The organism is Paraburkholderia phytofirmans OLGA172 (assembly GCF_001634365.1).
Classification (GTDB): Bacteria; Pseudomonadota; Gammaproteobacteria; order Burkholderiales; family Burkholderiaceae; genus Paraburkholderia.
The window spans coordinates 1,490,882-1,502,619 of the sequence record NZ_CP014579.1; the positions used below are offsets into that span (position 1 = coordinate 1,490,882).

12 protein-coding genes and 2 pseudogenes are annotated in these 11,738 nt (G+C 56.8%); 9 read left to right on the top strand and 5 right to left on the bottom strand.

The window, feature by feature from the left end; genetic code table 11:
* The first annotated feature begins 39 nt into the window (after window positions 1–39).
* Window positions 40–1,416 carry an MFS transporter gene (locus AYM40_RS26765; RefSeq protein WP_063499162.1) on the top strand — a complete coding sequence of 459 codons (1,377 nt, stop codon included), beginning with the start codon at window positions 40–42 and terminating at the stop codon, window positions 1,414–1,416.
* A 46-nt stretch (window positions 1,417–1,462) separates the two neighbouring features.
* Here AYM40_RS26765 and AYM40_RS40665 read toward each other — a convergent pair.
* Window positions 1,463–1,641: pseudogene (locus AYM40_RS40665) on the bottom strand (IS3 family transposase); the annotation flags it as partial.
* 198 nt (window positions 1,642–1,839) lie between these two features.
* On the opposite strand from AYM40_RS40665, the gene AYM40_RS26770 reads away from it, so the two are divergent.
* From AYM40_RS26770 to AYM40_RS26785, 4 genes are all read left to right on the top strand, one after another.
* A complete protein-coding gene (locus tag AYM40_RS26770; protein WP_063499163.1) occupies window positions 1,840–2,370 on the top strand; it encodes a winged helix-turn-helix transcriptional regulator in 531 nt (176 codons plus the stop codon).
* Window positions 2,371–2,984: 614 nt separating this feature from the next.
* A complete protein-coding gene (locus tag AYM40_RS26775) occupies window positions 2,985–3,833 on the top strand; it encodes an alpha/beta fold hydrolase (RefSeq protein WP_063499164.1) in 849 nt (282 codons plus the stop codon).
* Window positions 3,834–4,099: 266 nt separating this feature from the next.
* Window positions 4,100–4,900, top strand: a complete 801-nt coding sequence (locus tag AYM40_RS26780) for an SDR family NAD(P)-dependent oxidoreductase (protein ID WP_063500723.1) — start codon at window positions 4,100–4,102, stop codon at window positions 4,898–4,900.
* A 558-nt stretch (window positions 4,901–5,458) separates the two neighbouring features.
* Window positions 5,459–6,025: a hypothetical protein gene (locus AYM40_RS26785; protein ID WP_063499165.1), complete on the top strand. Its 567-nt coding sequence runs from the start codon at window positions 5,459–5,461 to the stop codon at window positions 6,023–6,025.
* A gap of 153 nt (window positions 6,026–6,178) precedes the next feature.
* On the opposite strand, the gene AYM40_RS26790 is transcribed toward AYM40_RS26785, so the two are convergent.
* The 3 genes from AYM40_RS26790 to AYM40_RS26795 form a co-directional block, all read right to left on the bottom strand.
* Window positions 6,179–6,997: a helix-turn-helix domain-containing protein gene (locus AYM40_RS26790; RefSeq protein ID WP_158515332.1), complete on the bottom strand. Its 819-nt coding sequence runs from the start codon at window positions 6,995–6,997 to the stop codon at window positions 6,179–6,181.
* Window positions 6,998–7,632: 635 nt separating this feature from the next.
* Entirely contained in the window at window positions 7,633–7,947 is a 315-nt protein-coding gene (locus AYM40_RS39075) for a DUF3331 domain-containing protein (protein WP_082855501.1), read from the bottom strand.
* Between the two features lie 374 nt (window positions 7,948–8,321).
* Window positions 8,322–8,516, bottom strand: a complete 195-nt coding sequence (locus tag AYM40_RS26795) for a LuxR C-terminal-related transcriptional regulator (protein ID WP_063499167.1) — start codon at window positions 8,514–8,516, stop codon at window positions 8,322–8,324.
* A gap of 265 nt (window positions 8,517–8,781) precedes the next feature.
* On the opposite strand from AYM40_RS26795, the gene AYM40_RS26800 reads away from it, so the two are divergent.
* On the top strand, window positions 8,782–8,976 hold the full coding sequence (locus AYM40_RS26800) for a hypothetical protein (RefSeq protein ID WP_063499168.1): 195 nt from the start codon (window positions 8,782–8,784) through the stop codon (window positions 8,974–8,976).
* Window positions 8,977–8,999: 23 nt separating this feature from the next.
* Here AYM40_RS26800 and AYM40_RS26805 read toward each other — a convergent pair whose 3' ends face one another.
* On the bottom strand, window positions 9,000–9,257 hold the full coding sequence (locus AYM40_RS26805) for a PAS domain-containing protein (protein WP_148662308.1): 258 nt from the start codon (window positions 9,255–9,257) through the stop codon (window positions 9,000–9,002).
* Window positions 9,258–9,420: 163 nt separating this feature from the next.
* Here AYM40_RS26805 and AYM40_RS42750 point away from each other — a divergent pair.
* The 3 genes and pseudogenes from AYM40_RS42750 to AYM40_RS26815 form a co-directional block, all read left to right on the top strand.
* Window positions 9,421–9,543, top strand: a pseudogene (locus tag AYM40_RS42750) (3-keto-5-aminohexanoate cleavage protein); the annotation flags it as partial.
* Between the two features lie 136 nt (window positions 9,544–9,679).
* Complete coding sequence (locus AYM40_RS26810; protein ID WP_063499170.1) at window positions 9,680–10,117, top strand: tautomerase family protein; 438 nt, start codon at window positions 9,680–9,682, stop codon at window positions 10,115–10,117.
* A gap of 782 nt (window positions 10,118–10,899) precedes the next feature.
* Window positions 10,900–11,736 (top strand): tyrosine-type recombinase/integrase, encoded by an 837-nt coding sequence (locus AYM40_RS26815; RefSeq protein ID WP_236720931.1) that lies wholly within the window; start codon window positions 10,900–10,902, stop codon window positions 11,734–11,736.
* The last annotated feature ends 2 nt before the right edge of the window (window positions 11,737–11,738 follow it).

Consider the following 11,738-nt stretch of genomic DNA (forward strand, 5'->3'; position numbering starts at 1 on the left):
CATAGACGCCTCGGACCCGAAAACAAACAGGAGACAACTTTGGATGCTTCCCCGGTGGTTGATGTGCGCGCGTTTATCGACGAAACAAAAATTGGTGGCTATCAGATTTTAATAGCGATCCTTATGTTTTTGGTGATCGCTTGCGACGGTATCGACGTGTCGGTCATGGCCTTCGCGGCCCCGCAAATTATCAGGACCTGGGGCATCCACAAGCAGGACATCGCGCCTGTGTTCAGTTCCGTCTTTTTAGGCTTGGCGGCGGGGTCGCTAGTTGCAGGGCCGATCGCAGACCGGTTCGGGCGCAAAAGCGTTCTCGCTATTAGCGTGATGCTCTTCGGTGCGATGACCGCTCTCGCTGCTGTTTCGAACAATCTAACCACACTTTTTAGCCTACGAATGGTGGCCGGCCTTGGACTCGGGGCCGCGCTTCCGAATGCGGTGACCCTCGTCGCTGAGTACGCGCCTGCGCGGCGCCGTGCCCTCATCGTGACGATAGTTTTTTCGGGTTATACGGTCGGTGCAACTGCAACCGGCTTCCTTGCGGCCTGGTTGATTCCTACCGCCGGGTGGCGACTTGCGCTTGGGGGCGCAGGACTAGTGCCGTTTCTTTTGGGGGCGATCATGCTCTTTGCGCTTCCTGAGTCGGTGGTTTTCCTGGCGACGAAGCACATCAAGACGGATTCGATCGGAAAACTTATGGCAAGGGTGCGACCTGGAACCACGTTTCGACCGGGCACCGTATTCATGGCGCCGGAGGATCCGGGGGCGGGCAAGAGATCAATCAAGACCATCTTGTCTCGTCAGTATCTCTTCGCGACGCTGACCTTGTGGATGGCATACTTCATGGTGATCTTCATCGTCTATTGCCTCTTCAACTGGATGCCGGTGATGGCGAGAGAGGCGGGCTTCAGCCTGTCAAACGCCGCCGTTCTGACCTCGGTGTTCACCATGGCAGGTCCCGTAGGATCGGTCCTTATCGGCTACGCGATGGACAAAGCGAAACCGGCGTTCGTATTGGTTGTGACCTGCCTCGCCGGCGCAGCCATGCTCTGGATCATGAGTGACATCCCTGGCGGCTTCGGCGTGATGTGTATCCTTTCGTTCTCAGTTGGATTCTTCATTAACGGCTCGGCGACAGGCCTCAATGCCTTGTCCGCGAGAATCTATCCAACCGAGGCAGCGGCAACGGGAATCAGCTGGATGCAAGGGATCGGCAAGTTCGGCGGGGTTGCCAGCGCACTTGCCGGCGGAATGATGTTGGGTTGGGGCTGGCATATGACCAGCATCCTGAGTTCACTGGGAGGGCCGGCGGTTGTTGCGGCTGCGGCGCTGCTTGCCTTGGGGCTCGCGAGGATGTCCACGAGCGCAGCCAGAGCGTCCGCTGCGCCTCTGTCTCCCAGTGCTGTCTCCGACTAGCCCGGATGACCTTGCCCCTGTCTCGAATCCCATGGCTGAGGGGGTATGCGGCTTCGCCCTGCTGAGCCGCGAACCGGTTTTGCTCGAATTTCGTGGGGCGGACGTAGTCGAGCGTTGTGAGTGTAGCCAGCGCGAATTATAGAAGCCAAGCCAGTCGATGATTTCATTCATCGCCGCACGCTGTGTCGCGAAATGCGGGCCATGCTGGCGGGCAACCTTCAGCGAATCCCCACCGGCCGCGCCGCTTCCAGTTCGAATTCGAGCGTGTACTGCGCCCGCTTTGCCTTGCCTGTCATCGTCTCTTTTCCTGGCTTGAGCTTACCCATGCAGCAAGGAATCCGTTTTTCGGGGACAAGCTCAAGGTGGTCGCATCACCAAGTCGCACCTATTTTCGGAATCTCCGATGGATGGTAAAGTATAGATATGAAGCGCAAAAGCTACGATTCGATGCAATGCCCCATCGCGCGAACCCTTGAGCGGGTTGGCGAGTGGTGGAGCATCCTGATCCTGCGCGACGCGATGTACGGGATGACGCGATTCGAGCAATTCCAGAAGAACCTTGGCATTTCGCCAAACATTCTGAGCGCGCGCCTGGCCACTCTGGTCGAGCACGGTTTCCTTGAGAAGCGTGTCTACTCGGAAGCACCCTATCGGCTGGAGTACATTCTCACCGCCAAAGGTCACGCGTTCGAGCCGGTCATCTTATCGATGTCTCATTTCGGTACCACCCAACTGGCCCCAGAGGGTGCGGTTTCCGTCCTGGTCGACAGGGAGACTGGAAAGAAGGCCGATTTGGCCGTGGTAGACAAGAAGACGGGTAAGAACATTACATGGCCTGAGTACATCTTTGTGCCAGGGCCCGCCGCTAGTCCCGATATGAAAAGGGTACTTGAGTTCGCCGAAGAAATGGCGCCCGAGAAACTGCGCGCGAAAAAGGCGAGGCGTAGAGCCTGAGTCTTTCTCGGCGGCCCGGCATTCGTCCGGAGAGACCGCCGCAGTACGCAGTAAAGCGTGGGGTTATATCGGTGCAACGGTCCACCGCCATCCCCAATGTTCTATGAGTCACCCGCCCACCGGTAAAAGCGCTAGCTGGCCGTTTGCAGTACTCGCCGCCAGTGTCCCAACCAACAGTCTGGCGCCGACAAATATCACCGTTCAGAGACCGAACCGCTTTGTCAAAACAGCGGCGAACGGTCCCATCAGGACGTACACGAAAAATTAAAGGGCGAGGGCTGGCAACACCTCCTTGATGCCCCATCCGAATTCCCGACCCAACGGAACCAGCATTGCCTTGGGAAGACCGCAATCCAGTGGACATGGCCGGCATGGCGAGAAAAGTTAGGACTGCAATCACCCCCCCCCCCTTGCAATGAATCCCGCGCTTTGCCAGCCATGTCGAAACTTGTGAATCGAACACAAATTTCGTTTCCCGTTGTTACTACGTCATTGCCCGCTCGAAGGGTTTTCACCAATGCTTGGGGCGCAATTTGCCGCTATGATGAAATAGTCACTTGCATAAAAATAGTTACATGCATGACGATAGTGTTCATTAAATCAAGGAGAATCCAATGCAGCCAAATCGCTCACATGAGAATGCCGTCACCCAGTTTGTTGACGGGAAAAATGCGAAATATGCCTATCGAATCATCGGGCCTCAAGACGGTGTGCCACTTGTATTTGTTCACCGATTTCGAGGCACTATCGATGAATGGGATCCGGCGGTGGTGAACGGGTTCGCGAAGGAGCGGCGTGTCGTGTTATTCGACAACACCGGGGTAGGGTTGTCTTCCGGTGATGTGGCAACGTCCGTCCAGCAAATGGCTGAGAATGCGGTTGACTTTATCGCTGCCATGCATTTTGATAAGGTCGATCTTCTGGGTTTCTCAATGGGCGGTTACATCGCGCAAACAGTAGCCTTGACTTATCCGTCGCTCGTAGAGCATCTCATTTTGGCCGGCACAGGCCCTGGCGGCGGCGAGGGCGTAGTGCCGATGGCAGCGGAAGTGCGTCAGGTTGCGGGGCGTGAGGTACTTGGCCTCGACGAGTTTATGCATCTCTTTTTTACGAAATCTGAGGCGAGCCAGGAAGCCGGCAAGCGCTATTGGCAGCGTCTGCAACTGCGTCCCGGCCCGAAGGAGCCTGCTCTGTCTCAGGAGGGTGTAAAGGCGCAGGCGACCGCGCTGATGGGCATGGCGCAGGGAGTAAACGCTCCGTTGCCGCGACTTGGCGAAATCAAGATTCCGGTTTTGGTCGCTAACGGCAGCAATGACATCATGGTTCCGACACCGAATTCGTTCCTTATGTCGCAGAAACTCCCCAACGCCCAGTTAATTCTTTACCCCGACTCTGGGCATGGTTTTCTGTTTCAGTATCCAGAGCTTTTTGTTGAGCACGGGCTTACCTTTCTCCGTTCATAGTCAGTGATAGATGCGACGTGCTGCCGGAATGCGAGCGACGAAATGCGGCAGCGTCGTCGTTATGTCCAGCACAATGTCTGTACGAGCCGGTCCCGTGCTCGATATATGCAAGAGGGCGGGGAAATCCACTTTTAACAGCATGATTCGATGCGTAATGGCTGAGTGCAGGAGGCGTGACCTGCGCACCAAGGCCATCGCGCCATTGGAGGATCGGCTGCCGGCGTCTGCTGATGCGTCGGAACTTGAACTTCGTAAGGTGGCTATTCATGACGGTAGAAAGCAAGGCAAACGGAGTGTCGTCTGGTCGGGCCGGTGCATCACGCTTCAGACTGGACGGCCAGGTGGCGATTGTTACTGGCGGCGGATCGGGCATCGGGCGTGAGGTGGCGGATGCATTGGTCGATTCTGGTGCATTCGTTGCGATATTGGACGCTGATGAAGAAAATGCCCGCGCCGCTGCCTCGGCAATCGGCCCCCAGTCTGTAGCTATCGTGGCCGACGTTAGCGACGAGCGATCCATTTCGGATGCTGTGGATCAGGTTGCTCGGGAGTATGGTCGCATTGACGTACTGTTCAACAATGCAGGCGTCAACAAGCGGCAACCGACCGTCGATATGCCCTTGGACGACTGGAATTTCGTTGTCTCGGTGAATATGACCGGAATGTTTCTTTGTGCGCAGTCGGTCGCACGTCATATGATCGCGGCCAAACGCGGCAGCATCGTCAATACCGCATCTGTGCTTGGGATTTCTGGTGGCTGGTATCCCAACATTGCCTATGCGGCGACGAAGGGAGCCGTCGTAAATATGACCCGATCCTGGGCAGTAGAGTGGGCTCCATTTGGTATACGTGTCAACGCGATCGCACCCGGTATTGTCCGAACTCGTTTTACTGAGGCGATGGTCGCACAGCCGACGCTTGTAGATAAGTTTGAGAAGTTGACGCCGCTTGGCAGACTCGGTGACCCCGACGATGTAGTCGGGCCAGTTCTGTTCCTGGCGAGCGATGCGGCGGCGATGGTCACGGGCCATACGCTTCCGATCGACGGAGGCATGCTCGCCCAATAAGGTGATCTCGTCGGCTCATGGCCGACGAGATGCTTGAGGGTTGCAAACCAGAAACGCTGGAGGCCGGGAGCACCGCTCGCGTGGAATCGATTCGGGTTCGCATTAAAATTATTATTTAGGCATCCATAATTCATGAGATCGCCGCAGCGTAGCGGTCGTGTCGATCGGTGATTACTCGCTCGAAAGCAACGCGAAGAACCAGCATGATCTGCTCATTTCCAGGCACACTTGCTTGATCGCCCGGGATTCGCAACCGCAATGCAATGCTCCCCTATCTGGTCGATGAAATTGTCGGCGGGAGGAACAATATAGATTCTGACAGGGAACATTTTGCGTTAGCTTCCAATCTTCGAGATACCGTTGAATCCTGCGTGGGATGGACTGATTCATCGGTGCATGCTGCGTTTTCCGCCAACCTGGCGTATTGTTTGTGTCGGTCGCAATTCCGAGCGCTTCACGTAGTAGGGCTGCCAACGTGGCAATGGAATTCGACATCCATGCTGATACATTAGAAAGGCGATATTCACTTACCAGCAATCCAAATGAAGGGGTTTCCCAATGAACGTAGAACAGATCAAGCAGGCTCTGGTCGGCGAATGGGCTAGCATCGCGCCCGAAATCAGGCCGAGTGCGGCAAAGAACCCAGACGGCACCCTTAAACCCTTCTATTTGCAGCGCGATTTCAGTTATCTGCCGGGCGACGGCTTCGTGCTCACGATCGTCAACTTCGCCGATCCCTACGGCAAGGTGCCGCTCACGCGCATCCTGATCAAAGGCCACATGCAATGGCGTGGTGAACATCCGATTGCCCTCGGCGCGCAGAAAGTAGACTTTGTGGCCGACGATGCCTATGAAGTGACTCCGCTTGTGCAGGGCTTTTCTGACGTACTGAACAAAGTTGCATCAAACGGTTATGCCACGTGGGAGGTGGGCAAAACGCAGAGTGTGTTCGGCAAGGCCTTCGCACCCTTTGGCCTCGCTGAGGGTAAAAACTTCATGGAATACGACTTGGTGTACCTCGCCGACAACATGCTGTTTTGGGGCGCGCGCAATGTGGACGGACGGGGCTTCGATAGCGAAGAGAACCGACCCACTAACCTGCAGATTCCATTGGTACGCAAATAAGAACAACCCGGAGGGCAATTCGGCTGACTGCGACGGCCGCGTGGCTGTCATCGGCAAAAAGCCGCGGATATGCAGCAGCTGACGACATTCGGCATAGGGAAAAGGATGTCCCGGCATGCGTGCCTATAACGGCGCAGGAAAGCGCTGGCGTTGCTATCGGGCTGCGCGGCGCCACGCCCCGGGGGATAAGCCGTTAGCCGCGAGGAAACGCCTATTGAAGTGCGCCTGAGCGGCAAAACCAGAGGCTAGCGCAATCTCCGCGAGGGAAAGTTGAGTTGTAAGCATCAATGCCTTCGCGCGGAGCAGGCGCTGAGCGATCAGAAACTGATACGGAGACTGTCCAGTCTGCTGTTTGAACGCGTGGCCGAAGTGTCCCACCGACATGCTACATTCGTTGGCTAACATCGGTACCGTCAGAGATCCATCAAGATGCGTATCGATCAGCTCCCTTACCCGCTTCTCTTGCCACAGCGCGAGTCCCCCCCGGCGAGTCGGAGGGGGACTAAATTTGACGTTGCCGTAAGTCTGGAGCAGATGCGCGCTAAGGGCACGCGTGATTGCGTCGATAAACAGCGGGCATGCCCCTTCCGGTTGTTCGAGCGCCGGAAGAAGGCAGGCTGCAAGATGCCCGACGATCGGATCCACCGTCCCCGGCGTGGGGCATCGCAACGCTTCGATCTGCGGGGCGCCCACATCGTCGATGAACTGCTTCAGGGCGAAGCGTGGAAGGCGGAATCGAACGAGGTCAAATGGCTCAAACAGCTCGGAGTGTGGTTCATCGCTCAGATGCGCAAAACACACTGCATGTACGCGAAGCGGCATCTGCAGATTCGTGACAACGCGATCGCCAAGCCACATGCGGCCGGACGACATCGGCCTCAATTTCACACTCATGAAATAGGCGTCGTCGCGAGGCATGATTGGTGTTAAGCCGAATGCACCACCATCGTAAGAAAAGCGTGATACCTCCATCGAAGGACAACTTAGGGCGCGGCGATGCAGCACAGGGACGGTCGTCTCTGCATCCGATTCGCACGCGCGTGTTGGCAACATGTTAGACCTCGTCAAGTATGAAGGTAAGACGCCCGGAGTGCATTCGAAACGAGCCTTTCTACTCGTTATATACAGGTGATCGGTGTAATCGCAAGCACGCTGCTGAGCGTTGCTAACCACGAGCTATCACGATCCTTGCAGCCATGATGTGGGCGTAAGAGCCGATGACAATAATCTCGCGTCCGCTCATCAAGCGTTTCTCCTGCATTCGCTTCATTCATTTTGGACAAACGCGCATGCGCGTGATTTCCTGGTCCGGACCAGGACCGGGGCACGAAAGTATCGCCGAACCTTGGTCGAGCCAGGTAGAAGCGGGCTGAATGTTTGACGCGATGGGCAGTCTCGTGTCCCACGCAATCTCGTGTCGACGCGCGAACGGTTCCAGTGCGGAGTCGATTGAGCAACGTTCGTAGAACGGCGCGCCCTCGGGTGTCAGGTTGAGTTGTCGGGTCGAGCGCTGTAGCAGGCGAGATTTCAGATAAGTTTCCAACGCGGCTTGTGTCGATGGGCTCGAGAAAGTGGGGTTTGGCGATTTCCACTCTGGACACTTCTGCCTATAGATCGATCGCCAGGCGATCAATGTGGACTGCCAGGATCATGGCGTCCATATTGATCGGTGTTGCCCGCTTGCATGACGGCTTATAGACAGGGTCCCCTTTACGGATAGTCTCTCCGCTCATTGCGCACACGCCAGAGCGGTTCGCAATCGCGTGATGCCATCTCTGGTCGCCATAGTAGACGCAACCTGCGGCGCACCAACTGATCGTCACTGTGCTGGTACTTGGTCGACCTGTTACGTACACCTTGAACTGCCCGGGGCGGATACCACCCTCATGCGGTTTGCCTCGAATGGCACGATCGAAATCCATTGTCGCGAAATCGCCCGTTGGCTTGTTCAGACGGTGAAGGAGGTCGAGTGTTTGAGTCCACGGATCGCATTGCAATTTGACCTCCCATACATGTCACTCGGAATGCGCGGCTGGCGAAGGCACGCCTATGGACCTCGGCGTCGGACACACTGAAGCGGGGCATGGTGAAATCTTATGCCTAGGCCTCTTTATCTGTATTGACCGAAACTGCGGAGTTTTGCTCGAATCTGCGAACTTGTCATAAAGTGCGATAGATCAGATCAAATGGACAGCGGGTGGGTGTCGCGAGCGTCCCGCAGAGCGGGTCAGGTTCGACCGGAGCAGCTCAGGTGTATTAACCCGGTCTTCCTGCCAGCGTGCGAGCGATCAATGCGTCATTCGCGGCGCAATGCCCCAAGCAAACGAACGAGTTCGGCGCCGCTGCTAACCAACATCTGCCGCATCACATTCGTGCGTTGGACATCCACCGTCTTTGGGCTGATGTTCAATACACGCGCGATTTCCTTGCTGGTCCGGCCGTCCAGCAAGCCGTCCAGGACCTCGCGCTCGCGAGCGGAGAGACGGGCCAACTACTCCTTGAGCGAGTGAGTCCGCAGACGCGTGGCATACCGCTCCCGCGCGATCCGTGCGATACGATTGCGGAAAATCTGGCCTGCCTGATCCATGTGCGCTATAGCACTTGTCCAGTGCGGCGGCGAGTTCAGGCTGGTCAGGCAATTCGCCGGCAATCCGATGGAGCAAGCCGCTGAGGTAGCACTGGCACGCGCTAAGAGGCTGTCCTAACTCGTGGGCCGAGGCAGATGTCATCTGGCCCATGAGTGAAAGTCGCGATGCATGCGTAAGAGCGGCTTGTTGTGCGTGTTCCCGCTCGCGGGCGCGGCGTTGCTCAGTCACATCGGAAAAGGCGAAGGTGACACCGAAGCCACGACCCGACATCGGAGCGTCTACGACCGCCAGGTCGCGCCGCTCGCCGTTGCGAGCGATGAGGCCGATATCGAAGCGGGCGACGCGCCTGCTGGTTCCGGGTAAATGACCCCGCAGCAGGTCGGAGATCAAGGTACGGTGTCCGCGTCTGCCTTGATAACACGCGTCGGATCCGAGAGTCCCTGTTCGAGCGCGGCTCGGGTGTTGGCGCCGAGATATTGCTGAAACGTACGGTTGGCCTCGGTGATGTCGCCGCTTGCATCGCATACAAGCAGCCCCAGCGGCAAATGCCGAAAGAGTGCGTGATACTTCTCGCGGCTTTCCGCAGATAGAGTTTGCGCGGCCCGGCGGCGGTCAATGTCGGCTCGCAGCGCTTCGTTGCTCATGCGGAGGTTCAACGTTCGCCGCGCGACGCTAAGTTCGAGACGTTGGTTTGCGCGCCGGATCTGGTCCTCGGCACGCTTTTTGTCCGAAAGGTCTTCCACTACCCATACCGAAGGTGATCCCGGCGCACCCGGGTCGACCCGTCAGCCAGAGATGCAGCACCAGACCGAGCGGATCGTGCGCCCGGTGCGTGAAATGGGCCTTGAGCCGGCCACGCCCACCGAAGCACGGGAGATCATGAGGCTTCCGCGCGCAGGCGATGTGCGTCCCGAGTTTGCAGTCCGCTGAGGACACGAGCCCGACAGCGGCGAGAAAAGCATAGCGAACTTACACGTCAAATTCGCACTGGCAGCCGTTAGTGGGATTTTCTCTGTACATTTAGATGGATACGCATCCAAATGTTAAACGACGAAAGGAGCTTGAAATGCCTACCTATCTGGTTTCCGCAGCAGCAGGGCGTCTCGACGCAGCGGCCAAGCAGCAGATCGCCTTTGGAATCACGCAATCACACAGCACCGCGACCGGAGCACAAGGATTCTTTGCTCAGGTGATATTCGACGACGTCCCCGCTGGTAATCATTTCATCGGTGGGAAGCCGCTCAGATCAGATCAGATATTCGTGCACGGTTACATCCGTGCAGGTCGTACGGCCGATCAGAAACAGCAGTTGTTCAACGATATTGTGCGAGTTGTACAGGAGGGGGCAAACGTAGAGTCGCGGTTCGTTTGGGCATATATTTCTGAACTTCCTCCAGCGCAGATGGTTGAGTACGGAAAGGTGCTTCCCGAACCCGGGGGCGAAGGAGAATGGCTCAATGCCATGAGCGATGAGGATCGCGACTATCTGCTGAGTATCGGGTAACGCCATTCTGGCCAGCTCAAACGGGAGACAGCCAGAAGGATCATGAGCACTTCAACTTATAAGATGTCGAGATCAAAGACAATGACACGCGCCGAACGCAAGTTGATTTTTGCCTCGTCGCTCGGCGGTAGGTCAGCGTAATGGCTAGCTGAGGTCGGTATTCACCGGTTTTCATGTCCTCGGGTAGTGTTTCCGTACACTCACTGCGCTTACGCAGCGAGGCGGCCAGGCGAGAATACTGCCTCCTGCCGGAAGCGTGCGAGTTGACATAATATAAATTATCAACACTGTTGGTATGTTTTAGGGTGTTGCATGTTGGACAGCGTTCAAGCCTTAGATACCGCAACGGCTACATGTACTTATGGTAGGTTTCGGTGTTGTGTTCTGGTTGCAGGGTTTTTATGTTCGTTCAGATCAGCGCCGAGGCCGTGCCGCTTTCGCTTCGAGGCGTCTTGCTGGCTGACAGCAATCACGCTCCTCGATACTGGGCCTCAGTCTGGCTGGTCGTCGCTGCGTCACAATGGGCGACGTCTACGCAGACGATGCGGCTGCGGTACATCGAGAGCCTGTATGAACACGCTGATCGGTCATTCCGGGCGAATGCGCTCGATGATGCGCTGTCCAGTCTCGACGACGCCCAGCTCGCGGACATTCTCGAATCGTGGTTTGTCAGCCTGCGCAACCAGCCTGCGGCGACCAGCAGCAACGAGGATCGGTGGCAGACCGGACTGACCTTCGTAACATCGGTGGTCACATGGCTTTCGAAATCTGCCGACGCGAAAATGCAGCAGATCGAAGCGCGGATCCATCGCCTGTCGACGCTTTACAGCCAGCTTCACATACGGCAAGGCGGCCGAAGTGAGATGGTTCGATCGCTGCCTGCCTGTGTGGTCGAAAGCCTCTATCAGATACTGGATCCGGAGTCGGATGCCAATCCGTTCCGACGTTCCCAGACGCGCTGGCGGGTCTTCATTGCATTCGTGCTGATGCTCCATCAGGGACTGCGCCGGGGCGAACTCTTGCTGCTGACCGCGGATGCCATCAAAAGCAGCCATGACCGCAAGCTTGATCGGACACGGTACTGGCTGAACGTCCGACAGAATGGGTATGAAGAAGCAGACGGCGATAGCCGCTACTCGAAACCGAGCATCAAGACGCTTCATTCGATCAGGCAGATACCGGTAAGCGATGCGACGGCGCGCCTCGTGCAGGCCTATTGCGACAATTACCGGGGGCGACCTTCCCATTCGTTCATGCTTAATGCCCAGACTGGCGGTCCTCTGTCCACAGAGTCATTGACCAAGATCTTTACGTTGATATCGAAGGCATTGCCAGCCGAGGTGCTGCAGGAACTGCACGATCGCACCGGGAAAAAATCGGTTACCTGTCACGACCTCCGGCACACCTGCGCTGTGCTGAGGCTTCACCAGTTACTGGAGCGAGGCGACGCGATGGACGAAGCACTACAGAAGATGCGCACGTTCTTCGGCTGGTCAAAAGAATCAGACATGCCTTCGCGCTATGCCAGGGCCGTCTTTGAAAACCGGCTCGCGAGCGTATGGAACGACGAATTCGATGATCGTGTGGCTGTGTTGCGCGCGCTTCCACAGGGCCGTTGAAC

Excerpts from the sequence above, each read along its gene's own strand:
- AYM40_RS26770 (WP_063499163.1), top strand. The coding sequence starts at position 1,840 with ATGAAGCGCAAAAGCTACGATTCGATGCAATGCCCCATCGCGCGAACC.
- AYM40_RS26775 (WP_063499164.1), top strand. The coding sequence starts at position 2,985 with ATGCAGCCAAATCGCTCACATGAGAATGCCGTCACCCAGTTTGTTGAC.
- AYM40_RS26780 (WP_063500723.1), top strand. The coding sequence starts at position 4,100 with ATGACGGTAGAAAGCAAGGCAAACGGAGTGTCGTCTGGTCGGGCCGGT.
- AYM40_RS26785 (WP_063499165.1), top strand. The coding sequence starts at position 5,459 with ATGAACGTAGAACAGATCAAGCAGGCTCTGGTCGGCGAATGGGCTAGC.
- AYM40_RS26790 (WP_158515332.1), bottom strand. The coding sequence starts at position 6,997 with ATGGAGGTATCACGCTTTTCTTACGATGGTGGTGCATTCGGCTTAACA.
- AYM40_RS39075 (WP_082855501.1), bottom strand. The coding sequence starts at position 7,947 with ATGGATTTCGATCGTGCCATTCGAGGCAAACCGCATGAGGGTGGTATC.
- AYM40_RS26800 (WP_063499168.1), top strand. The coding sequence starts at position 8,782 with ATGCGTAAGAGCGGCTTGTTGTGCGTGTTCCCGCTCGCGGGCGCGGCG.
- AYM40_RS26805 (WP_148662308.1), bottom strand. The coding sequence starts at position 9,257 with ATGAGCAACGAAGCGCTGCGAGCCGACATTGACCGCCGCCGGGCCGCG.
- AYM40_RS26810 (WP_063499170.1), top strand. The coding sequence starts at position 9,680 with ATGCCTACCTATCTGGTTTCCGCAGCAGCAGGGCGTCTCGACGCAGCG.
- AYM40_RS26815 (WP_236720931.1), top strand. The coding sequence starts at position 10,900 with ATGCAGCAGATCGAAGCGCGGATCCATCGCCTGTCGACGCTTTACAGC.